Genomic DNA, 23,369 nt, shown 5'->3' with positions numbered 1-23,369 from the left:
AGCATTCTAAGATGAATTATTTCATTACTGTATCCGAAGCACGGCGCCTCATCGAGGCTGAGCGATACCTCACACAGCCGACCTTCAAGCCACTGATCAAGAGCTTGGGGCACTACACTGCTGAAGCTATTGTAGCTCCAGTGGCTGTCCCCTCGTTTGATAACTCAGCAATGGATGGTTATGGCTTTCGCTATGCTGATCTCGCCGATAACACTCCACTGACCGTTACTCAGGTCATTGCTGCAGGCCAGTTGCCAACTGATTTTCATCTCGGTAAAGGCGAGGCGGTACGTATCTTTACAGGGGCAAAAGTACCAGAGGGTGTTGATACAGTTGTCATCCAAGAAAAAGTAACTCTCGAGGGCGACCTTATTCACTTCAATCGCGAGGAAGTAAAGCAGGGTGACAACATCCGCCTCAAAGGCTCACAAACCGAGATAGGCACTACAATTCTACCTGCTCATACTCTGATCACTCCACAGGTGATAGGCTTCTTAGCAGGATTCGGTATCCCAACGATATGCGTATATCACAAGCTCAAAATAGGTGTTTTGGTCACAGGCGACGAATTGCTTGACTTGGGCGAACCCCTCGTTGAAGGAAAGATATACAACTCCAATGCCTACACCCTCCACGCTGAACTCATAGCCTTAGGGCAACATTTGCAGCGCATTACAATGGTCAATGACACCAAGGGGGCTACCCTCAATGCCATAGAAAAAACCCTTGCCGAGGTTGACGTCCTACTGCTCACAGGTGGCATCTCAGTAGGTGATTACGACTACGTGCGAGGTGCCCTTCAAGAAGCAGGCGTTACCGAAATCTTCTACAAGATAAAGCAAAAACCAGGTAAACCCTTATACTTCGGCAAGCGGGGCGATAAATATGTATTTGCAATGCCAGGCAACCCAGCCTCGGTATTCACTTGCTTCCACATCTATGTAAAACCTTTCCTGCTTGCCCTCACAGGTGCACACGATAGCTTCCACGAGCAGACAGAAGCAACTCTCCTCTCTACAATAAAGAAAAAAGGAAAAGAGCTCACAGTATTCTTCAAAGCAGTACAAACTCCCCAAGGGGTAAAGCCTCTTGAAGGGCAAGAGTCCTACCGTATGGATAGCGTAGCAAAAGCTAACTGCTTGATAGAATTTCCTGCTGAAAAAGACTTCTTACCACAAGGCGAAACCGTAAAAATATATCAACTATGAAAATCAAAGGACATATATGGTTTGAAACCGAGACAGGCTTACAGATAGGCTATGGGCGTGTAAAACTCTTAGAGTGCATCGACGACTTAGGCTCCATCTCCGAAGCTGCTAAAAAGCTCGAAATCCCCTACCGCATCGCTTGGGGAATGATACGCAGCATCAATGAAAATGCCCCCGAACCCGCCGTTATTAAAGAAGTAGGCGGAAAAGCAGGAGGGCGTAGCTCCCTTACCGATTATGGGCGCAAACTCGTAGCTGATTACAACCAGTTAGACAAAAAGTTTAAAGAATTTGCAGAACGTGAAGGCAGTAATCTTAGCAGGCGGAAAGAGTAGCCGAATGGGGCACAATAAAGCCCTCATCCCCCTCAATGGCAAACCAATAGCTCAGTATATCACCGATACCTTGCAACAAATCTTCCCTCAGGTATACATCTCAGGCGAGGCCTTTACGGCTCCCGCTATAGTGCGCAATATTCCCGATAGCGACCCCGATAAGGGACCAATGGGCGGTATCTGTGCTTCACTAACCTACCTGAAAGAGGACTCTTTTTTTGCGCCCTGCGATATGCCTTTTTTGTCCAAAGGAATTGTAAAGGAGGTACTTGCTAAAAGCGTTAAAGGAACTCTCAGCGTAGTGCGATGCGCTGGTAAAGTCTATCCTACGGTAGGCGTTTACCCTTATGTTGTGCTACCTGCCCTGCAGCAAGCCTTAGCCGCTAATAAACTCAAAATGGTAGCCTTCCTCAGCGAAAACCAAGTGCATTACATCAATTTGTCTGAGCACTACGCCCCCTTCTTGCAAAACATCAACACCCCTGAGGCTCTGACCCAAGCCCAGCAATTCATAGAAAAAGAACTAAACCATTAATATTCAAATTTTAAGAACGATGAAAAATCATTTTACAACCGCTGCTGCACTCCTTTTAACAATGAGCGTTGCAGCACAAAGTCAGCCTGAGAATAAAGACTCACTTGGGCTATTCTACCAATTACAAGAAATAAAGGTAACAGGTGTAAAGCAAGCACCACATTCTATCAATAAGGTCGATGCCAAGCAGATAAAGCACTACAACAAGCCCAACGTCACCGAGGCGCTCAACCTCTTGCCAGGGCTTGCCATCACCGAGATGGGTGCCCGCAATGAAGGCAGCATTACCCTTCGTGGCTTCGATAACCGCCGTACCCCTGTCTTCTACGACGGCATCCCTATCTACGCCCCTTACGACGGCAATTTCGACCTCAACCGCTTCACGGCTTATGACATAGCCTCCATAGCAGCCGATAAGCGTTTGCTTTCAGTCAAATACGGGCCCAACACTATGGGCGGCGCTATCAACATCATCTCGCGCAAACCTACTAAAACTGCCGACATCAACGGACAGATAGGCGCTGGCTTTGCCGATGGAGCAGGGGTAAACTCCTACTTCGGTACGATCAACGCAGGTACTCTACAAGAGAAGTGGTACGCTATGGGAAGCCTTACTATTGATAAAGCCAATAACTTTATGCTCTCTAAAGATTTCGAAGCCACTCAGTACCAGCCCACAGGCGAGCGTCTTCACAGCGCCCATCAAGATGCCAAAGTAAGTGCCAAAGTGGGCTACACCCCTAACCAAACCGATGAGTACTCGCTGAACTTCCTCTCCCAGATGGCGCGCAAGGACATCTCCACCAACAGCATCAATGGGGCTACCTACCGCGATTATCCCATCTACCAGAAGAGCAGTATCTACGCTAAGACCCACACACTGATAGCCCCTAAAACCTTTATGAACTTTACGGGCTATTACGACGCTTATTACAACATAATGCGCCAGTTCGACAACAACACCTATACACTCCAAAACAACGATCGCCGTCCACCGAGCTTTACCAGCATCTACGACGATTACACCCTTGGGGCAGCCCTCAACTTCACTACTGAGGCACTGAAATACAACACCATTACCCTCTCATTTACCGATAAGTACGACCACCACACCGAGCACAATGCCGAGATCCCTGCCAACACCCTCACAGGGCAGAAGTACCGCGCAGGCGAGCCCGAACAGCACTATAAGGACAATACCCTCTTTGTGGGCTTGGAAGATGTGATCACTCTTGCCAAACCATTGAGCTTAGTGCTCGGCGGCTCATACACTACGCGCAATAACATCCTCGCACAAGAGTACGGCACCCACTACCAAACCAACCAAAAGGACGTCCTTTACGACTTCCCCACAGGCTCCGATAACTCCTTTGACTACAAGGGCGGACTGCTTATCACCCCTGCTGAAGGACACCTCATCACCCTCTCAGCTGAAAAACGCTCACGTTTTGCCTCTCAAAAGGAACGCTACTCAGCCCGATTTGGGTCTGCAGAACCTAACCCCGACCTCAAGTCGGAGTACACTATGGCTTATGAAGTGAGCTACTCAGGCAATATCAACAACAAACTCAGCTATGAAGTCGCTGCCTTCTACAACGATATCACCGACGCCATTTACGACAAAGTGATCCGCACCGAAGTCATTCAGCAGCGAAGAGGCACCACCACCCAAACTATCTATCAAAACCAAAACATCGGTAAGGCAGAGTCCAAAGGCTTTGAAGTAGGCTTTGGCTACACACCTATTAAGTACATCACCTTCGGGGCTAATTACAGCTATATTGAGATAAAGAACAAAGAAACCAACTCATCCGAGGAATTCACAGGCGTGCCTAAATACAAAGTGATAGGCTATGCCAACTTCCACATTCCACAACTGCGCACCCATCTCTACGTCAATACCGAGACTTATGGCAAGCGCTATGTTGACGATGTGCTCTCGAAGAAGAAAATAGAGGCTCACGACTTTACCCTTATCAATGCCAAGCTCAGCTACGACATCCTCCCCACACTCGGCGCCGAGGTAAGTGTAAAAAACCTTCTCGACAAGGACTATTACCTCACTATGGGCTACCCCCGTGCAGGGCGCAGCTTCCTTGTAGCCCTCGGCTATCATTTTTAAAATACTAACGCATTAATACACAAATACCAATGAAAAAAAGAACAATCCAATTATTCCTTGCAGGGCTTGCGCTTTCATTAGCCTTAGCCTGCAACAACACCCAGCAGAAGCAGGCTACTGCCACACCCACTACTGAGCAGGAAGCCACCTCCGAGCATCAGCACCCTGCCGACACTATGAAAACCGACTGTGGTGTGCCATTCGACGGTGGCGGCAAAGAAAGCTACATCAGCCACGAAGTCAAAGTCGTCGGTGAGGTTGAAAACCCAATGACCCTCACCGTCGATAAGCTCAAAAAGATGAACGTCCACGAGATCAAAAACAAGCAAATTATCTGTAGTTCAGGTGAAAATCGAGGCGATATCCACACCGCTAAGGGCGTCCTCTTAAAGGAAATCCTCTTCGATGCCGATATCAAGCAGAAAGACCATAAAGACCGCAACTTCTTCATCGTAGCCCGTGCCACCGATGGCTTTACAGCAGGCTTTTCGTGGGCAGAGCTCTTCAATAGCCCCAATGGCGAACAGGCTTACGTCATCTTCGAGGAAAACGGCAAACCCCTGACCGAAAAAGGCGAAATGATCGTAATGTCCTTCAACGACACCAAAACAGGACCACGACACGTAATGTGGCTCAAAACCATCGAAGTGCATCGCATTCCATAAGCCCAAAATTATCTAATACATATTTTCCCAAGAAGGAGGCAATCCGCAGCAGGTGCGCCTCCTTTCTTTTCTATGATCTTCTAAGAAACCGTTACTGAACCGTTACTGAACCTACCGCAAACGGATCGTATACGATTTTTATTTTGATAAAAATAACAAAACCTAAATCTCTTGTGTTTGCTATTTAAACAATTATTAAACAGCGAGTTAACAGTAATATTTTACTTTGATTTTTCACAATAATTAATAAAAATTACTTTCTTTTATAAATTTTCTTCTTTCGATATAGCATCGATATGAAAAAAATATCATATCTTTGCTGCGAGAAATCAATTAACATTTATATTCAAAAATTAATAACAATGAGATATCATTTAATAATCGCTGTTGTACTCGTATTCACTATGGGTGCAATAGCACAAACAAGGAAAGAGAAGAAAGACACTCTTGGGCTATTTTACGAGCTGCAAGAGGTGAAAGTAACAGGCATAAAAGAGGCTCCACACACTATTGATAAGATAGAGGCAAAGGAAATTAGAGCCTATGACAAAGGAAATCTCGCTGAGGTATTGAACTTATTGCCAGGGATTACTATCTCACGCTTTGAAATGAAAAATGAAAGTAGGATTAGGCTACGAGGTTTTGACACAGACCAAACCACTCTTTTTTATGATGGGATACCGTTCTATGCACCTTATGAGGGGACTTTCGATGCAAGCCGCTTTTTAGTTGATGATGTAGCTGGAGTTTCGGTAGATAAGAAGTTGCTATCAGTAAAGTATGGACCTAATGCGATAGGAGGTGCTATCAATGTGGTTTCGCGCAAGCCTACTAAGGAAGTAGATATTAATGGACAATTAAGGGTAGGGTTTGCTGATGGAGCAGGGGTAAACTCTTATTTAGGAACTATCAATGCGGGTACTTTGAAGGAAAAATGGTATGCAATGGTAAGTGGTAGCGTGGATAAAGTAGAAAACTTTGTACTCTCAAAGGATTTTGACCTCGAACGTACAAGGGCTAAAGGGCAAAAAACTTATGTGAGAGACGACAGCAACCAAACCGATACAAAAATAAGTGCCAAATTAGGTTATACACCCAATAAAACGGATGAGTACTCCATCAACTTTATGTCTACGATGGCAAAGAAAAACCTCCCAGGAAGTGTGATGACTACTGGACGAAGTGTTGCTTTCCCTATTTACGAAAATGGGAGTATTTACCTGAAAACACGCACGCTGATAGCCCCTAAAACCTTTATGAACTTTACAGGTTATTACTACCGCCATTACGATATAATGGGCTGGTATGACGATACCTCGCGTACACTTCTGAATAACCGAAATAGCAGTAAAAGTGTGTATAACGACCAGAGTATGGGGGCTATTTTTAACGTAAGTACTGAGGTTTTAAAACGCAATGTGATTACGCTATCACTAACTGATAAATACGACCACCATACAAAGTACGATAAAGAGATTGCAGCCAATAGAGCCACAGGACAAATATTTAAGGAAGGGACACCAGAGCAACATTATAAAGACAACACATTTTTTGTGGGTTTGGAAGATGTAATCACCATTGCTAAGCCATTGAGTGTGGTCTTAGGGGGTTCATATACAGTTCGCAGTAATATTTTAGCGCGAAAGTACGGCTCCAATCCGTTTACTGGAGAGACAAAAAGCGCCCTTTTTGAGCTGCCCAAAGGCTCAGATAGTACTTTTAATTATAAGGCAGGCGTGCTGGTAACTCCACTTGATAATCACACCATTTCACTTTCAGCTGAAAGACGTACGCATTTTGCCTCACAGATGGCGCGCTACTCCTCATCATACGGGGCAAACAGCACCTATTTGCCTAACCCTGATTTGAAATCGGAATATGTGATGGCGTATGAACTGAGCTATTCGGCAAATATAAATAACAAGTTAAGTTATGAAATATCATTGTTCTACGATGATACGAAGGATAAGGTTTACACCAAAAAAGTAGGCACACGCCCCGATGGAAAAGATATTAGGCAAAGCCAAAACGCAGGAAATGCCGACACAAAAGGAGTCGAGTTAGGCTTGGGTTATGCCCCTATTCAATATGTAAGGTTGGGGGGTAGTTACAGCTTTATTGAGCTAAAAGGCGAAGATGGTAATGGCAAAACAATCATATTTTCAAATATACCCAAGCATAAGATAGCAGCTTTCGCTAATTTTTCAGTACCTCAAATCCGTACAAGGCTATTTGTAAACTCAGAAAGCTACCTTGAGCAAAAGGATTATGATGAGGAGGATATGCCCGATTTTACAGTTGTCAATGCAAAACTATCGTATGATATGATAAAGGAATTAACCCTTAGCTTTAGTGTAAAAAACGCATTGGATAAGAACTATTATTTCTCTTCTGAAAACTTTCCAAGTCCTGGACGCAGCTTCTTAGTAGCTTTGGAATATAGATTTTAATTTGTGTATAGTTTATAATTAATAATTTATAATGAATAGAAAAACAATCAAATTAATACTTTTAGGGGCGCTGCTTTCATTAGTGATGGCTTGCAACAATTCGCAGACATCGCAACAGAGCATCACTTCAACCAAAACGCAGACCACAGTGCAACAGGCTGCTGTAAATATAAAAAATGTTGAGGTGGAAGCTGCTCCTAAATGTGGTATGCCTTATGATGGCGGTGGAAAGGATAACTATGTAAGCAAAGAGGTAAAAGTAATGGGTGAAGTAGCCAACCCTGTAACACTTACAGTAGCATCATTGAAGAAAATGAATGTGCGCGAAATTAAAGATAAGAAAATGATTTGTGCCTGCGGATCGGATAAGAATATGGATGATATTCACTCGGCTAAAGGGGTGCTTTTGCGTGATATCCTCTTTGATGCAGATATTTTGCAGAAGAACCACAAAGACCGTAGCTTTTATATTGTAGTGCGTGCTACTGACAATTTTACAGTACTCTTTTCTTGGTCAGAAATCTTTAACACTATTATAGGTGATGGGGCTTACCTCATTTTTGAAGAAAATGGCAAACCTCTGACCGATAAAGGCGAGATGATGGTAGAGAGCTTTAATGACAAGAAGATGGGGCGGCATATCAATTGGGTAAAAAGTATAGAAGTATATCGACTATGAAACAGTATAGCATCATCACGCTCCTCGTGGCACTCCCAACCTTTGGGCTGGCACAAACTCAGCCTAACAAAGCTGATACACTGGGGCTATTCTACCAGCTTCAAGAGGTGAGAGTAACTGGCGTGAAGCCCGTGCCTCATTCCATCGATAAGGTCGAGGCAAAGCAATTTCTCAATTACAACAAGTTTAACGTCACCGAATCGCTCAACCTCCTCCCTGGTATTTCTATTTCCTACGCAGGGGCGCGCAATGAGGGTGGCATCAATCTGCGTGCTTTCGACAGTAGGCAGACTGCCGTCTTTTACGACGGTATCCCTATCTACGCCCCCTACGATGGCAATTTTGACCTCAATCGCTTTACGGCTTTTGACATAGAAGCCGTTTCGGCAGATAAGCGTTTGGTATCTGTAAAATACGGACCTAACACGATGGCAGGGGCAGTGAATATTATCTCACGCAAACCTCTCAAGCCCGTCGATATCAGTGGTAAGGTAGGGGTAGGCTTTGCCGATGGGGCAGGAGTGAATTCCTATTTTGGGAGTGTCAATGCAGGCACACGACAGGAGCACTGGTACGCGATGGTGGGGCTTACAATCCGCAATGGTGACGACTTCATTCTTCCCAAGAAATTCGAATCGAAGTACAACCCTGAGCGCACGCGCAAACGCACTGCCTATCAGGATGCAAAGGTAAGTGCCAAAGTGGGCTATACCCCCAATGCCACCGACGAGTATTCGCTGAACTTCCTCACCCAAGTAGCCAATAAGCAGATTGCGCCTAACGCTTACGCCAAAGGTCCTTTCCGCGATTACCCGATTTATAACAAGAGCAGTATTTACGCCAAATCGCGCACGCTCATTGCTCCTAAAACCTTTATGAATCTCACAGGCTACTACGATATGTACTACAACCGAATGGCATTCTATGACGACGATAAATACTTGCTACGCAACACGGCGCGCTTTTTCAACAGTGTCTATGATGATTACAGCGTGGGGGCAGTGCTCAACCTGACAACCGAACTATTGAAATACAACATCTTGACGCTTTCCTTTACCGATAAGTACGATCACCACGTCGAGTATCTCAAAGGCATTAAAGCCAACCCTGCCATAGGGCAGATAGAGCGCAAGGGAGAGCCTAAGCAGCACTATAAGGACAATACCCTCTTTGTCGGGGTCGAGGATGTGATTACGCTTGCTCGCCCGCTCAGTGTAGTGATAGGAGGTTCGTACAGTGTCCGTTACAATATTTTGGCTCAGGAGTACAGCAAGATCGACGGGAGGCGCGATCAGAAGGAATACCTCTGGGATTTTCCTAAAGGTGCTGACCACGCTTTGGGCTATAAGGCAGGGGTTATTTTCACTCCTGCCGAAAACCATAGTGTAAGTCTTTCGGCAGAAAGGCGCTCGCGTTTTGCCTCACAGAAGGAGCGTTATACTTCTCGTTTTGGGATGAAAAAACGCAACCCCGACCTCCGCTCGGAGTATACAATGGCTTATGAGTTGAGCTATTCAGGTGGCTTAAAAGGAAAGTTGAGCTATGAAGTATCTGCTTTTTACGATGATATCACCGACGCCATCTACGAGAAGAAAGTGGGGTTACAGCCCAACGGGAAAGACCCTTTGGTGCAGAACTCCAATGTCGGCAAGGCAGAAGCCAAAGGGGTTGAGCTTGGCTTTGGCTATAAGCCTTTTGAGTATCTTACCATAGGCGGCAATTACACCTATCTTTCGATGCGTGCATTGGAGAACTTTGGCAATGAAAATGAGGTTTCCTTCGTCAATGTACCCCGCCATAAGATTATAGGTTATGCCAATGTGAGTGTGCCGCAGATCCGTACTCATTGCTATCTGAGTAGTGAGACCTCAATGAAGCGGCTCAACCACGATGGGGAATATATGCCCAATTTCACCTTGGTGAACGCCAAACTCTCGTACGATATCGTGCCACAACTGAGTCTTGAGGTGAGTGTGAGCAATGTTTTTGATGAGCTCTATTACTATTCCAATGAAGGCTACCCACGTGAAGGACGCACTTTTATAGCTGGAATATCATTTAGGCTTTAATTAGCTATTCGTTAGCTGTTCGTTAGCTATCCGTTGGTTGTAACTAACCTTCATAAAATCAAGGGGGCGAGCTGCACAAGCGTTGTTGGATGCTTAGGCGAGTAAATCAACGTCTCCAATGCCAACGCAGATCGTGAAATCGATCCGTGAATGACACAAAGAAAAAAGTTTAAACAAGTTCACTGTAAATATATGAAAAAGAGAAATTTATTATTATGGTTGAGTGTTTGGCTACTCCTCTTGGGGGCAATGTCTTGCCATAAGGATGAGGCGCCACCGTTGCCACCTGATATTCCTGAGGAACCTCCGTATGTGCCTCCAGCTGACGGGCTTAAGTACATCGAGGCAAAGGATGCTGTACAAGCCGATTTTATCAACAATTTGAACCAAACGGTACGTGTACACGGGCATTTAGTTGTTAGGTCGGGGCGCTCTGCTTTTGAGTTCAAGGATCACTTTCGTGTGGAGCTTTATATCGATAGAGCTAAGCTCGCTACTTTCCCAGCTGATATTAAGGCGAAGTTACTTAAGGAAGGGCAAGAGCTGACCATTGTGGGCAAGTTTATTGAGTTTACCACAGGTAACGGTTTTGTCAAGAAGCAGATAGAGTACAAGAGCATTCAAGATCTTGTTTTTGACAATACCCCACCACCACCGCGCCCGCCTGCTGAAACTATACCGCTATTAGAAGCCTCAAAGATCACGATGGCAAAGGATTTTGTGCAAGGTAAAGAAATTAGGCTGCACGGGGTGATCACTCACCTGCGCATACTGGGGGTTAAGAACTTTACTACTCGCGCCTTTATGACCCTTGCCGACGGCAATGAAATACAGATATACAATGAAGACCAAAACACTTATCCGCAAGAGATTAAGGATAAGCTCTTCAAGGTGGGTACAGAGCTAACGGTGCGGGGTATTTTCAATGAGTATTACACCCGCGAGGTGCTCTATAACAGTTTGGACGACATCACTTTTCACAATTGAGAAATTTTAAACCATAAGCTATATGAAATTATTGAAATTAAGGCAGTTAATGTTGGTGTTGAGCCTACTTGCGCTCACACTTTTTGGTACCGTATCTTGTCAGAAAGACAATGATGAACCCATCCGCCCCGAAGTGCCTATAGCCAAAGCGCTTGAGGCACAAAGTGCCACTCAGGCAGACTTTAACACGAACCTCAACAAGCTGGTAAAGCTGCACGGCAATATCACCGTTAGTGACGGCAAGGCTTACTTCACACTCAAAGATAACTTTGAGGTAGAACTCTATGGTGAACCTGCCGTGGTAAGTGCACTTTCAGCCGAGGCTAAAGCCAAACTCGCCACCGATGGGCAAGAGGTGACTGCAGTAGGTACTTTCACTACCCTTACTGAAGGCAACACCGTCAAAGCGCGTTTGGTTTACAAAGCAGAAAAAGATCTCACCTTTGGCAAAGTAACGCCTGCTGAAACTAAGAAATTAGAGGCTGAGAAACTCACTAAGGCTGTGTACACCCAAACCAAAGCAGCCAACCAAACAGCCATCCTTCACGGGAAAGTGTTCCTCAAAGAAGGAGTTGCTCAGTTTAAGACTGCTGAGAGTACCTTCTTTGTGAAGATAACCCCAGCGCAAGGGCTCACTCTCGCTGCACAAGACCTCGAAAAGCTCCTCACCGAAGGCTATGAGGTTACTGTCACAGGGAAGTTTAAAGATGAGGGGGCTCAGGCTCAAATCATTTTTGAGCAAGCCAAAGACTTGGTTTTTGGGGCTGCACCTGCTAAGCCAGCTGCCCCCGCTGTTCTTTCGGATAAAAGCGCAAAAGCCTCTGACTTCACCGCCAACGAAGGCAAATGGGTAACCTTAGATGGGAAGATCGTAGCCAAAGATAAAAAAGCTTATATTACATTCGATGGGGTAGAAGTAGCCTTGTACAGCCCTTATACTGACGCGATGTTTCAGCAGACGCTTTACCAGTTAGCGGAAGGCGAAACGGTGTCGGTAACAGGTAAGTTTGAAACCCTCACCAATGGCAGTAAGGCGCTTTCGTATGCTGCAGAGAAGAACGTTACTTTTGTAAGCATCGCTTATCTGAGAGCAGAAACTGCTACTCACGATGATTTTATGAAGTATATGAACCCTGACAAGGCGGATAATATACAAGTGATCCTCAGGGGGGTTGAAAAAGCGATTATGGACACTCAGAATAACCATTATAGGACGCACGTTTTCTTTGGAGATAAGACAGATATAGAGATTGATATTCCTGACTTTAACTCACTTAGCAAAGAAACTCAGGACAAACTCAATGATGAAAAAGGAAGAGACTTTGTGGGTAGAGGTCGTTTTTGGGGCAAGCGAGGAGGAGGTCCTGTGATTAAGTGGAATAAACTGAGTATTTATAAAGAAAGTAATATGATTATAAAGTAAATATTTTTAGGTTTCCTTTTCGAAGCGCTTGGCAGGGATGTCGGGCGCTTTTTTATTTTACAGCCTTTTAAAGGACTTTTAGAATAAATACAGGGTTATCTTATAAATAAAATTAGAATGTTGATTTACAGCAAATAAAAAAAATACTTAATTGCTTAAAAATAAAAAGTTCTCTTCTTGTGAAAAAATATTGCATTTTCTTTTTTCTATAAATAAAAAAGGTGTATTTTTGCCCCAGAAATTATAGTATGAGCTTGAGGTCTCGGGCTATATCAAAGGAGAAATGAATTATAAAGATAAGTAAAATAAAATGGATACATCAACATCACTTAAACAATCGCACAAGGTGCTATTCTTTAACACGCTGGCATTCACGATTTGCTTTGCCTGCTGGACGCTCAACGGGGTGCTGGTTACTTACCTTGTTGATAAAGAAATCTTTAACTGGTCAGTAGTCGAAACAGGCTGGCTCTTAGGGATTCCTATCCTCTCGGGGTCTATTATGCGTGTACCTATGGGGATACTCACTGATAAGTATGGTGGAAAGATTATATTTTCCTCACTACTAATCTTTTGTAGCATCCCGCTTTTTCTGCTGCATTTTGTGAATTCCTATTGGATGTACTTCACACTCAGCATCCTCTTTGGGATGATCGGTACGGGTTTTGCCATTGGAATTGCCTTTACCTCAGTGTGGTACCCCAAGAACTGGCAAGGGCGCGCCCTTGGTATCTTCGGGATGGGCAACGCAGGGGCGGCTTTGACCACCTTCTTTGCACCAACACTGCTCAATTACCTATGCAAGGACAATCCCGACGGTTGGCGCTGGCTACCTGTGATTTACGGTGTAGTGCTCTTAGTAATGGCACTGTGCTTTTTACTCTTTACGAAGAATAAAACAGCCCCTGTACACGGCAAAACTACCCGCGAACTCTTGGCTCCATTAGCGAAAACAAGAGTATGGCGCTTCGGGCTGTACTACTTCTTAGTATTTGGTCTGTTTGTAGCCTTCTCACAATGGCTATTGCCTTATTATGTAAACGTTTATCAGACCTCAATTGTATTAGGCGGAATCCTCACCTCAGCCTTCAGCTTACCAAGTGGCGTGATCCGTGCTGTAGGTGGTTGGCTCTCTGATAAATTCGGAGCTCGTGCCGTAATGCAATGGGTGCTCTACTCCTCCCTCATCTTAGGCGGACTATTGATGCTCCCTAAGATGGAAATCCTCACCCCAGGAAAAGGAGTTGTAGCCAAGAAAAACGACGTAGTCAAAGAGGTAACCGATACCCAGATCGTGCTCGGCAAGGAAACCATTGCCATCAAGCAAAAGCCTCAAATCCCAGAGAAAACCTCAATATTACCAGAGTCGTTCTCGTGGCAAGAGGCATTGGTAAAACAAAACCAAGAAGTAAAAAAGAAAGAACTCTTAGCCGAAGGTAAAACCCTCATCAAGTTCGAGGCTGATATGTGGGTATTTGCCATATTAGTCATACTCATTGGTACGGCTTGGGGTATCGGCAAAGCAGCAGTCTACAAATACATCCCTGAGTACTATCCTAACGAAGTAGGCTTAGTAGGCGGTATGGTAGGCCTGATTGGGGGGCTTGGGGGCTTCTTAGGTCCTATCCTCTTCGGTTATCTGCTCGATTTCTCAGGTTTGTGGACAAGCTCGTGGATCTTCGTATTTGTGATGTCAGCAGTCTGCATCTGGTGGATGAATAGTACCATCAGAAAGATGAACAAGAAAGCAGCCCCTGAGATTGCTGATAAGATAGAAGAATAGAGGTCAGTGATTAGATAAATGATAATTAAAAGATAAATTTATGTCAGAAAAAGGAAACACTAAAAATAATGGAGATTACCTTGTGGGTTATGACCCCACTAATGAGCAATATTGGGAAGCAACAGGTAAGAAAATTGCGTGGAAGACACTTACCATCACTACGATAGCCTTGACGCTGTCCTTTGCTACGTGGTTTTTGTACAGTGCCGTAGTGCTACGCTTGGATAAGATTGGGTTTAGCTTTAATAAGGATCAACTCTTTTGGCTGGCAGCCATACCAGGGCTTTCAGGGGCAATATTAAGAGGTATTAACACCTTCCTAATTCCCATCTTTGGTACACGTAAGATCGTGGCGTTTAGCAACTTTATGAAGGTAATTCCTCTCTTGATGTTAGGCTTCGCAGTGATGAACCCTAACTCATCATTTTGGTACTTTATGCTCATAGGGTTCTTGCTGGGTATGGGTGGAGGCGATTTCTCCTCGTTTATGCCATCTACTTCATTGTTCTTCCCTAAGAAACTCTCAGGGACAGCTTTGGGTATCCAAGCAGGGATTGGTAACTTTGGGGTGAGCTTAGTACAGCTCTTAACGCCTATCATCATTAGCTTATCAATCTTCTCATTTATGGGTGGAGGAGAGATTATCGTAGAGACAGGCAAGACTATCTACCTTGAAAATGCAGCCTTTATCTATATACCATTTTTGATTATAGTAGGTATTTGGGCTTGGGTATCCCTCAGAAGTATCCCTGTAAAAGCCTCTTTTAAAGAGCAACTGGATATCTTTGGCGATAAGCACACCTATTACTGCACGATGACCTACATAATGACCTTTGGTATCTTCGCAGGGATGTCAGCTGCATTTCCTATGCTCATCAAAACGCTTTACGCGCAATACGATTCCAGCATTGACCCGCTTACCTATGCCTTCTACGGACCGCTCTTGGGCTCAGCAACCCGCGTGCTCTTTGGTCGCGTAGCCGATAAAACAGGCGGTGCCATCCTTACCCATATCACAGGGATAGCCCTCTTGGTGCTCATTTTGGCTTTGATATTCGGGGGTTATCTCACCCCAACAGAGGCTAATTACGCAGATAAGTTCCCAATGTTCTTAGTGATCTGCCTTACTATATTCTTCTTCACAGGGATTGGTAATGCAGCCACCTTCAAGCAATATCCAGTGATATTCCAAGAGTCACCACGTAAGGCAGCAGGGGTTATCGGGCTCACTTCGGCTATTGCAGCCTTTGGTCCGTTTATCTTCAACGTATTTATCTCACAATCTAACCAGCACACAGGCGATGCAAGAGCCTTCTTCTGGTTTTTGGTGCTGAACTGCATTGTAGCTACAGCAATTAACTGGCATTTCTACACCCGTAAAGGTTGCGAGCGCCCAAGTTAGCCCTATGAAGAAATTACAAATGAAGATCTTTGGTCGGCTTACCGATATCTTTGCCACAACAGACTATACTCTGCACACTCAGGCAAACACCGTAGGCGAGCTCCGACAAGCACTCGAAGAGACTTTCCCAGCTCTACGCGGAGGAACTTACTTTATCGTAGTCGCCAACCATAAAGCAAGCGATGAGCAGGTTATAAGTGAGCGCGACAACATAGCACTATTACCCCCTTACTCAGGAGGTTAAGACAATACAGTATGGACTTACAACGCTATAACAGACAAATCATACTTCCAGACTTTGGCAGGCGCGGGCAAGAAAAGCTCGCACAAGCCAAAGTCTTGGTTATTGGGGCAGGCGGATTAGGCTGCCCTGCCCTACAACTGCTCACCAGCAGCGGCGTAGGGCATATAGGCATTGTAGATTTCGACATAGTAGATAAGCACAACCTCCATAGGCAAATCCTCTTTACCGAAGCCGACATCGGGTGTCCTAAGGTAGAAGTCGCTAAGCAAGCCCTACAACACCTCAATAGCCAGGTAACCATAGAAGCCTACAACACACAGCTCACTCAGCAGAACGCCTTAGCACTTATAGCCCCCTATGACATAGTGCTCGACGGCACCGACAACTTCAACACCCGCTACTTGGTCAATGATGCCTGCCTGCTCTTAGGCAAACCCTTAGTGTATGGAGCCATATTCCGTTATGAAGGACAAGTATCCGTATTCAACGTAGAGAAAAACGGGCAGCGCACCTCCTACCGCGACCTCTTCCCACAAGCCCCCGCCCCCGACGAAGTGCCCAACTGCAATGAAGCAGGCGTATTGCCCACACTCTCAGCACTGATAGGCACACTCCAAGCCAATGAAGTGATCAAAGTCCTCATCGGCTCAACGGACGTACTGGCACACAAACTGCTTCTATTCAGCATCAAAACCTGTCAGACCTTCACAATAGATTATACCCTTATTGCAGATAAACAATATCCCAAAACCCCAGAGGCTTTCGCCTCATACGATTATGCACAATTCTGCGGACACAGCCCCCTTGAGCAGCTCACATCAGATACCCACCTGCAAGCATTCCTCAGTGAGGAGGGCAGCGTCCTCATCGATGTACGGCTGCCCGAAGAGCAACCTAAATTGCGCTACCCACATATACAGATCCCCCTCCAAGAATTAGAGGCGCGCATCACAGAGCTTGCAGCCTATCCACGAGTATGCTTTATCTGTGCAGCAGGTATCCGCAGCGAAAAAGCATTGCACATTGCCAAGAAACATTACCCCGAGAAAGTGCTCACACACTACGCTGGGGGCGTAAAAAATATTTTAGCTTTTACAGAATAGAAGTTAGAGGATAGCAAATAGTTTTTGTTTAATAGAAATTATTTATACCTTAAGTTTTATCTTGTTTAGCGCTCTGTGGTGGCATTGGAGGCGTGGCTGAGATAGTCAAGCGAGGGCACACAGCTTGAGTATGTCACATAGGAACGAGCGTTGAAAATCTCTACTGTCTGAGCGACCGTAGGGAGCGAGTTTAGAGATTTTCAGCGAGAGACGTTGATTTTCTCGCCTAAGCATCCACAGCCTTGAATTTTTGGTTCTTTTGTTTCAAGACAAAAGAACAAAAGAAAACTAATCAATTATGAGTTATAATATCAGAAAATTAACTATAATATATTAACAAATGGATATAAAAATAAAGAATATATTTAAAGAAGGAGCAATCCCCCCAGTTTAGTAGCCGAGAGCATTGCCAAGCACCAAGTAAAAACCGAGATTGGCGGACACAGCATCTTCCTCGGACAAATACGTGCTGATCAGCGCGACGGCAAGAACCTCACAGCAATGGAGTTCACCACACATACCGAAATGGCATTAGAACAAGCAGCCATCATACGCGAGGAAGTCATCACAAAATACGCCCTTACCTGCGCCCACTTCTACCACTCCGTAGGAGAAGTCAAAGTAGGCGAGCTGTGCTTCTTCGTCTTCACCTCCGCACCCCATCGCAAGGCAGCATTAGACGCCTGTGCCGAGATGGTAGAACGCTTCAAAAAAGAAGTAGCCCTTTGGGGAAAAGAAATCTTTGAAGATAACACACACACTTGGAAAGAAAACAAATAATTTAAAAGCCAGTAGGCAGTAGTCATAAGCCAGTTTAAACTTTATCTTGTTTAGCGCTCTGTGGTGGCATTGGAGGCGTGGCTGAGATAGTCAAGCGAGGGCACACAGCTTGAGTATGTCACATAGGAACGAGCGTTGAAAATCTCTACTGTCTGAGCGACCGTAGGGAGCGAGTTTAGAGATTTTCAGCGAGAGACGTTGATTTTCTCGCCTAAGCATCCAAAGCCTTGAATTTTTGGTTCTTTTGTTTCAAGACAAAAGAACAGAAAAATGAATCGATTGTAAATCAATTATATAAAATTCTAAACACAAACAGATACATATTATGGTCAATATCACACACAAATCACCCACACTGCGCAAAGCGATTGCACAAGCAGTCGTAAAAGTCAGCGCACAAAGCACCATTGAGGCAATACAGCAGAAGCTCGTCCCCAAAGGCGACGTATTCGAAATGGCAAAGGCAGCAGGGCTCTTCGCAGCCAAGCGCACCGCAGATATGATACCCGATTGCCACCCACTGCCCATTGAGTATACCGCAGTAACCTATCAAATCAACGGACTTGAGATCACCGCAAAGGTCGAAATACACACCATCTACAAAACAGGCGTAGAGGTCGAAGCTATGCACGCCGCTTCCGTAGTAGCCCTCACGATGTACGATATGCTCAAACCCTTAGACAAAGCCATTGAGATCTCCAACATAAAACTCTTAGAGAAAAAAGGAGGCAAGACGGACTATAACGAAGACGTAACGGATACGTACGCCTCAGTCATTGTCTGCTCCGATAGCATTGCAGCAGGCAACAAAGAAGACAAGGCAGGCAAGGCGATCATAGCACACTTAGAGCGCTTAGCCATCAAAGTGCTCGATTACACCATCATCCCCGATGAAGTGCCTGCGATACAAGCCCTTGTAAAAGAACAGATTACCAAAGGAAGCAACTTAGTGATCATCACAGGAGGCACAGGGCTCTCACCACGCGACGTCACCCCCGAGGCACTGCGTCCACTCCTCGACCGTGAGATAGAAGGCGCAGCCGAGGCTATCCGTGCTTATGGGCAGCAGCGCACACCTTATTCGATGCTTTCGCGCAGCGTAATGGGCACCATCGGCAACGCCTTAGTGATGGCACTACCAGGCTCCACCAAAGGCGCCAGCGAGTCAATGGACGCCGTATTCCCCGCTATTTTGCACGTCTACAAAATACTCAAAGGCGGAAAACACTCTTAGCTTTTATGGCAAACAACCTAAATACTAATCGGTGAATATTAAAAACTACTCTTAAGCACAGTCCATTTGTAGTAAAGCCCTATGGCAAAGTGATTGAAATGGCTGTCGGGCTTATTCAGAAGACTGCTGTAATGGAGGGTATTTCCCACATAAGAGGCAAAGAATTGAAGGTCTTCCCCTGAGAGAGGAGCATACTGTAACACTGCCACATATTGGTAGTTATAACGTAGGTTCTCACTGAGCTCCTTGCGGCTACCAGAGGTCTCAACACTACCTTTAAGAGAAAAGCTCCAATGGGGGGTAAGCTGCTGGTCGTAGCGTGCTACTGCCGTTTTGTAGACGATCCCCTCTTGCAGTAGGTAATGCTCCTTGACTGCCCCTTTGTATTCATTGATAAGATTAGAAGGCAGCAGCGCAAAATCAACCCCCATATCTGAGTATACAAGGTCTATATAAGCCGCCCAGCGATCGGCTTTGTACTGGTTGCCCAGCGAAAGGGTATGGGTGTAATAGCCCTTAGCAAATTGCGAGATATTGTAGGAATAGAGTGTCTGGAAACGCCCCAACTGTCCTGCCCAAGCGAGGTATAGCCCCAAAGGTGTTTCAGGGGCTTCAAAACCCGTATCTACATAGCCATTGGCTTTCAGGTGCGATGCAAAGGAACTGTTGAGTGTGTTGTGCACTTGCAGGCGCAAGCTGTGGTTTTCGCCTAAACGTCGGGCGAGGGTTGCGGCAGTGACAAATACATTTGAGTAGTAATTGAGGTAATCGGTATAGAAGAACTCGCGCAGGAAGGGGCTATCGGTTTCCCACGAGCCCACTTGTGCTACCTGCTTTCCGAGGGTTACCTCCCACTGGCGCCGCTCGCCTATTTGGTAAGTGAGGAAGGCAAAATCAAGCGCGCGTGAGGCATTGTCTACATCGTCTGGGGTCATTGGGCGGTTGAGACGAAAGCGTACGAAGTACGACAGCCGATCGCCGTAAGCCCCCATAAGCCCTACACGCGCTTCATCAACATTGAGATAGGCTCTTTCGGCTGTGCCTTTGCCACTGTCAGAGGCTGCTGAGGTTTTTAAGAAGAGCAATAGGTTGGCGGTTCTTTCGCCTTTAGTAGCTTCATTATCAATCTTCAAACTATCTTTAACCATTTCTTGTGCAGCTACTTTGCCTATCATTGTAGCGACTGCACTTAGTAAAATACACCATCGTCTCATAACTTATTTGATTTTGTTGGCGCAAAGTAACGGCTTTTTTCGCAAATAAACAAAGAAAAACGGCTTTTTTTGATGCTAAAAGTTGCGTTTTGTGATTTTCTTTGTACTTTTGTCGCTCCTGAGAAACTAATTATTTTATGAAACAACTCATCTGCCTACTTTTTGCGTTGATCACCAGTGTGCTTTACGCTCAGTTGCCACCCTTGCATAATTACACTCCTTCGGCTTATGGAGGCGAGAATCAGAATTGGAAGATATGCCAAGATGGGGACAAGAAGCTCTATTTTGCTAATAATTCGGGCTTGCTCGTCTTCGATGGCGCTTCGTTTCGTCTCTACCCTTCTCCCAATGGTACTATTTTGCGTTCGGTGGCGAGCATTGGCGATAAGTTGTACACGGGTTCGTTTGAGGAGTTTGGCTACTGGCAGCATGACCCTTTTGGCAGCTTACAATATACTTCGCTAAGCCGCAAGATCGAGCGTAAAGCTATTGAGGATGAGGAGATTTGGAAGATCATCCCTTATGAGCGTTGGGTACTTTTCCAGTCGTTGCACAGGCTTTACATCTACGACCTCAGTTCGAGAAAATTCAACATTATATACAGTAAGAACAGTCTGCCTAAGCTCTTTAAGTTGGGTTCACAGCTTTATTTTCAGAAGATGAATGAGGGGCTTTTTAGTTTTGTAGATGGTAAGGAGGTGCTGGTAAGTGATGCGCCTATCTACAAGGAGCATATCATCATTAATATGGTGAGGCAGGCTGATGCTACGCTGGTTATCACGCAGGATAGAGGGATTTTCCGAGAAGATAAAGATGGGCTTGTTGAGTGGGCAGTACCTTTCAATGTGGTAGCTAAAGGGCTGAATGTGTACAGCTGTGAGGCGCTTAAGGATGGCTCGCTACTGCTGGGCACTATCGCCAAGGGTATTTATCACCTGAGTGGTGAGGGGGTGCTTTTGGAGCATATCACTCAGCAACACGGGTTGCAGAACAATACGGTGCTCTCAATCTACGAGGACGTGGAACGCAATGTTTGGCTGGGATTGGACAATGGCATCAGTAGGATTAATTTTTCTTCGCCTTTCCGTGTGTATAAGGATGTGGATGGAGCGTTGGGGGCTGTGTATGCCTCAGCGGTGTACAAGGGTTTGCTTTACTTGGGCACGAATCAAGGGCTTTTTGTGCGTGCTGAGCACTCGAATATGCCTTTTGAGCTCATCAAGGGCACTGAGGGGCAGGTGTGGCTGCTCAAAGAGATTGATGGGACGCTCTTCTGTGGACATAATTCGGGGACTTTTGTGGTTGATGGTAAGGGTGTGGAGCTGGTGTGTGGACAGCTCGGTACGTGGGATATAAAGCCTATTCCTCATAAGAAAGGATGGCTGATGCAAGGTAATTATGAGGGATTGCACATTTTGGAACGGCAGGGAGAGGCTTGGCGCTATCGGCATAAGGTGAGTGGTTTCAACGTGTCGAGTCGTTTTTTTGAGTTTGTCAACGACAGGGAGTTACTGGTAAACCACGAGTATAAGGGGGTGTATCATCTGCATCTGAGTGGTGATTACACCAAGGCTGAGAGGGTAGCAATGGAGAGTTCGGTGCCGCGCGGGGTGAAATCGTCGTTGGCGCGCTACAATGGCAAGGTGTTGTACTTTCTCAAAGAGGGTGTTTTTGCGTATGAGCCTCAACGAGGGAAGTTTGTCAAGGATGTTACTCTTTCAAAGAGTCTTTTTACTGATGAGCACTTTGCTTCGTGGATATTGCGCGAAGGGCGCAATGGGCATTTGTGGACTTTCTCACAGGAGAATATCATTGAGGTAGCACAGGGGCGGTTGGACAGCCAGCCACGCATTGAGAAAGTGCCTATTTCAGCAGCATTGCGCAAGGATATCGTGGGGTTTGAGAACCTTACTGAGCTGGATAACGGCACGAAAATCATTGGGACGACCTCTGGCTTTATCAGTTTTGGTGATGAGCGCAAACCGTTGCCGCCTTATCGTATCCGCCTTGAGAAAATAGCTGTGAACCGTATTGACGCTGCTGGCAAGCCTTTGTCGTTGCAAGCCTCAGGGGTGAAGTTGCCCAATGGTGAGAACAACCTATACTTCTCAATGAGTGTGCCCTATTATGGTGAATTTGTACAGCCGCTTTACCAGTACCGCCTTGAGGGGCTGCACGAGCATTGGAGTGCTTGGACACCTTCGCCTGTGATCACTTTTGAGAACCTTCCTGCAGGGGATTACATCTTAAAAGTGAGGGCTAAAATAGGCGATACCCCTACACAGAATACTGAGACCTTCCGCTTTACTATTGCTAAGCCTTGGTATGCCACCGATGTAATGCTGCTACTCTACGTGCTGCTGTTGGCGCTGGCATTCTTTACTCTTAATAGGGTGTATCGTATCCGCTATAAGCGTCAGAAGGCTAAATTAGAGGAGGAAAAGCGTAAGGAATTAGCGTTATTGCAACTTGAAAATGAGAAAATGCAGATGCAGTACGAGAGCGATAAGCTACAAAATGAAGTAGACACGAAGAACAAAGAGCTTGCGGCTACTACGATGAGCATTATCAAGAAGAATGAGCTGCTTTCCTCAATCAAGGAGGAGTTGCAGCAAGAAAAGCAGAACCCTTATATAAAGTCAGTATTGAGTATTATTGATAAGAATATCACAGGTGAGAATGACTGGGAGTACTTTCAGGAGGTATTCAACAATATGGATCGGGATTTCCTGAAGAGACTTAAGAGTCTCCATCCAGAGCTTACTCCGCACGATATAAGGCTTTGCATTTACTTGCGTCTGAACCTTTCTTCTAAGGAAATTGCCTCTATATTGAGTATCTCACCGCGCAGTGTGGAGATCAAGCGTTATCGACTTCGTAAAAAGATGGACTTAAATCATAATGAAAACTTAATAGATTACATATTAGGACTGTAATCTTTCGTTACGAAAGAACGACAGAACACCTCAACATTACCTCAACAGTGGAGGAATAGACGCAAAAAACTACCTTTACAGTTAAATTATTTTCTTTTGTTTAATTGGTTGTAAGTAAGAATGTTGATGAATAGTTGATCCTCTACAAAGTGTTATTTTTGATGTTGTATACTTTTTATATAGGCATTTTATTTGGCGTT

18 protein-coding genes are annotated in these 23,369 nt (G+C 45.3%); 17 read left to right on the top strand and 1 reads right to left on the bottom strand.

Annotation, left to right across the window (positions count from 1 at the left end; all coding sequences use genetic code 11):
• The first annotated feature begins 11 nt into the window (after positions 1 to 11).
• From AXF12_RS03985 to moaCB, 16 genes are all read left to right on the top strand, one after another.
• On the top strand, positions 12 to 1,208 hold the full coding sequence (locus AXF12_RS03985) for a molybdopterin molybdotransferase MoeA (protein WP_066428525.1): 1,197 nt from the start codon (positions 12 to 14) through the stop codon (positions 1,206 to 1,208).
• Positions 1,205 to 1,543, top strand: coding sequence for a winged helix-turn-helix domain-containing protein (locus tag AXF12_RS03980; RefSeq protein ID WP_066428523.1), 339 nt, complete (start codon positions 1,205 to 1,207; stop codon positions 1,541 to 1,543). Before AXF12_RS03985 ends, AXF12_RS03980 begins: the two co-directional genes overlap by 4 nt.
• On the top strand, positions 1,509 to 2,078 hold the full coding sequence (gene mobA / locus AXF12_RS03975) for a molybdenum cofactor guanylyltransferase (protein WP_074860764.1): 570 nt from the start codon (positions 1,509 to 1,511) through the stop codon (positions 2,076 to 2,078). The genes AXF12_RS03980 and mobA overlap by 35 nt, the downstream gene beginning before the upstream one ends.
• Before the next feature lie 19 nt (positions 2,079 to 2,097).
• Complete coding sequence (locus tag AXF12_RS03970) at positions 2,098 to 4,200, top strand: TonB-dependent receptor plug domain-containing protein (RefSeq protein WP_066428520.1); 2,103 nt, start codon at positions 2,098 to 2,100, stop codon at positions 4,198 to 4,200.
• Positions 4,201 to 4,229: 29 nt separating this feature from the next.
• Positions 4,230 to 4,865, top strand: a complete 636-nt coding sequence (locus AXF12_RS03965) for a molybdopterin-dependent oxidoreductase (RefSeq protein WP_082752971.1) — start codon at positions 4,230 to 4,232, stop codon at positions 4,863 to 4,865.
• Positions 4,866 to 5,227: 362 nt separating this feature from the next.
• Complete coding sequence (locus AXF12_RS03960; protein ID WP_074860761.1) at positions 5,228 to 7,315, top strand: TonB-dependent receptor plug domain-containing protein; 2,088 nt, start codon at positions 5,228 to 5,230, stop codon at positions 7,313 to 7,315.
• A gap of 31 nt (positions 7,316 to 7,346) precedes the next feature.
• Positions 7,347 to 7,994, top strand: coding sequence for a hypothetical protein (locus AXF12_RS03955; RefSeq protein ID WP_066428516.1), 648 nt, complete (start codon positions 7,347 to 7,349; stop codon positions 7,992 to 7,994).
• Entirely contained in the window at positions 7,991 to 10,063 is a 2,073-nt protein-coding gene (locus tag AXF12_RS03950) for a TonB-dependent receptor plug domain-containing protein (protein ID WP_066428515.1), read from the top strand. The genes AXF12_RS03955 and AXF12_RS03950 overlap by 4 nt, the downstream gene beginning before the upstream one ends.
• 192 nt (positions 10,064 to 10,255) lie before the next feature.
• Positions 10,256 to 11,050, top strand: a complete 795-nt coding sequence (locus AXF12_RS03945) for a hypothetical protein (protein WP_143325005.1) — start codon at positions 10,256 to 10,258, stop codon at positions 11,048 to 11,050.
• A gap of 22 nt (positions 11,051 to 11,072) precedes the next feature.
• Positions 11,073 to 12,473, top strand: a complete 1,401-nt coding sequence (locus AXF12_RS03940) for a hypothetical protein (protein ID WP_066428511.1) — start codon at positions 11,073 to 11,075, stop codon at positions 12,471 to 12,473.
• Positions 12,474 to 12,783: 310 nt separating this feature from the next.
• A complete protein-coding gene (locus AXF12_RS03935; protein WP_066428509.1) occupies positions 12,784 to 14,256 on the top strand; it encodes an MFS transporter in 1,473 nt (490 codons plus the stop codon).
• A 40-nt stretch (positions 14,257 to 14,296) separates the two neighbouring features.
• Positions 14,297 to 15,658 carry an MFS transporter gene (locus AXF12_RS03930; protein WP_066428507.1) on the top strand — a complete coding sequence of 454 codons (1,362 nt, stop codon included), beginning with the start codon at positions 14,297 to 14,299 and terminating at the stop codon, positions 15,656 to 15,658.
• 4 nt (positions 15,659 to 15,662) lie between these two features.
• Positions 15,663 to 15,902 carry a MoaD/ThiS family protein gene (locus AXF12_RS03925; RefSeq protein WP_066428505.1) on the top strand — a complete coding sequence of 80 codons (240 nt, stop codon included), beginning with the start codon at positions 15,663 to 15,665 and terminating at the stop codon, positions 15,900 to 15,902.
• An 11-nt stretch (positions 15,903 to 15,913) separates the two neighbouring features.
• Positions 15,914 to 17,005 carry a HesA/MoeB/ThiF family protein gene (locus AXF12_RS03920; protein WP_066428503.1) on the top strand — a complete coding sequence of 364 codons (1,092 nt, stop codon included), beginning with the start codon at positions 15,914 to 15,916 and terminating at the stop codon, positions 17,003 to 17,005.
• Between the two features lie 405 nt (positions 17,006 to 17,410).
• On the top strand, positions 17,411 to 17,785 hold the full coding sequence (locus AXF12_RS03915) for a molybdenum cofactor biosynthesis protein MoaE (protein WP_150114613.1): 375 nt from the start codon (positions 17,411 to 17,413) through the stop codon (positions 17,783 to 17,785).
• Positions 17,786 to 18,110: 325 nt separating this feature from the next.
• Positions 18,111 to 19,019: a bifunctional molybdenum cofactor biosynthesis protein MoaC/MoaB gene (gene moaCB, locus AXF12_RS03910; protein ID WP_066428502.1), complete on the top strand. Its 909-nt coding sequence runs from the start codon at positions 18,111 to 18,113 to the stop codon at positions 19,017 to 19,019.
• Between the two features lie 38 nt (positions 19,020 to 19,057).
• Here the strand turns inward: moaCB and AXF12_RS03905 are convergent, their stop codons facing one another.
• On the bottom strand, positions 19,058 to 20,233 hold the full coding sequence (locus AXF12_RS03905) for a porin (protein ID WP_074860754.1): 1,176 nt from the start codon (positions 20,231 to 20,233) through the stop codon (positions 19,058 to 19,060).
• A gap of 137 nt (positions 20,234 to 20,370) precedes the next feature.
• On the opposite strand from AXF12_RS03905, the gene AXF12_RS03900 reads away from it, so the two are divergent.
• Positions 20,371 to 23,169 (top strand): triple tyrosine motif-containing protein, encoded by a 2,799-nt coding sequence (locus AXF12_RS03900; protein ID WP_066428498.1) that lies wholly within the window; start codon positions 20,371 to 20,373, stop codon positions 23,167 to 23,169.
• Positions 23,170 to 23,369 lie beyond the last annotated feature (200 nt).

It is taken from the genome of Capnocytophaga haemolytica, from assembly GCF_001553545.1.
Classification (GTDB): Bacteria; Bacteroidota; Bacteroidia; order Flavobacteriales; family Flavobacteriaceae; genus Capnocytophaga; species Capnocytophaga haemolytica.
The sequence above is the reverse complement of the archived record's forward strand: the minus strand, read 5'-3'. Positions and strand labels throughout refer to the sequence as shown.

What these genes read in the sequence shown, in the direction of transcription:
- AXF12_RS03985 (WP_066428525.1), top strand. Translation starts at nt 12, where the DNA reads ATGAATTATTTCATTACTGTATCCGAAGCACGGCGCCTCATCGAGGCT.
- AXF12_RS03980 (WP_066428523.1), top strand. Translation starts at nt 1,205, where the DNA reads ATGAAAATCAAAGGACATATATGGTTTGAAACCGAGACAGGCTTACAG.
- AXF12_RS03970 (WP_066428520.1), top strand. Translation starts at nt 2,098, where the DNA reads ATGAAAAATCATTTTACAACCGCTGCTGCACTCCTTTTAACAATGAGC.
- AXF12_RS03965 (WP_082752971.1), top strand. Translation starts at nt 4,230, where the DNA reads ATGAAAAAAAGAACAATCCAATTATTCCTTGCAGGGCTTGCGCTTTCA.
- AXF12_RS03960 (WP_074860761.1), top strand. Translation starts at nt 5,228, where the DNA reads ATGAGATATCATTTAATAATCGCTGTTGTACTCGTATTCACTATGGGT.
- AXF12_RS03955 (WP_066428516.1), top strand. Translation starts at nt 7,347, where the DNA reads ATGAATAGAAAAACAATCAAATTAATACTTTTAGGGGCGCTGCTTTCA.
- AXF12_RS03950 (WP_066428515.1), top strand. Translation starts at nt 7,991, where the DNA reads ATGAAACAGTATAGCATCATCACGCTCCTCGTGGCACTCCCAACCTTT.
- AXF12_RS03945 (WP_143325005.1), top strand. Translation starts at nt 10,256, where the DNA reads ATGAAAAAGAGAAATTTATTATTATGGTTGAGTGTTTGGCTACTCCTC.
- AXF12_RS03940 (WP_066428511.1), top strand. Translation starts at nt 11,073, where the DNA reads ATGAAATTATTGAAATTAAGGCAGTTAATGTTGGTGTTGAGCCTACTT.
- AXF12_RS03935 (WP_066428509.1), top strand. Translation starts at nt 12,784, where the DNA reads ATGGATACATCAACATCACTTAAACAATCGCACAAGGTGCTATTCTTT.
- AXF12_RS03930 (WP_066428507.1), top strand. Translation starts at nt 14,297, where the DNA reads ATGTCAGAAAAAGGAAACACTAAAAATAATGGAGATTACCTTGTGGGT.
- AXF12_RS03925 (WP_066428505.1), top strand. Translation starts at nt 15,663, where the DNA reads ATGAAGAAATTACAAATGAAGATCTTTGGTCGGCTTACCGATATCTTT.
- AXF12_RS03920 (WP_066428503.1), top strand. Translation starts at nt 15,914, where the DNA reads ATGGACTTACAACGCTATAACAGACAAATCATACTTCCAGACTTTGGC.
- moaCB (WP_066428502.1), top strand. Translation starts at nt 18,111, where the DNA reads ATGGTCAATATCACACACAAATCACCCACACTGCGCAAAGCGATTGCA.
- AXF12_RS03905 (WP_074860754.1), bottom strand. Translation starts at nt 20,233, where the DNA reads ATGAGACGATGGTGTATTTTACTAAGTGCAGTCGCTACAATGATAGGC.
- AXF12_RS03900 (WP_066428498.1), top strand. Translation starts at nt 20,371, where the DNA reads ATGAAACAACTCATCTGCCTACTTTTTGCGTTGATCACCAGTGTGCTT.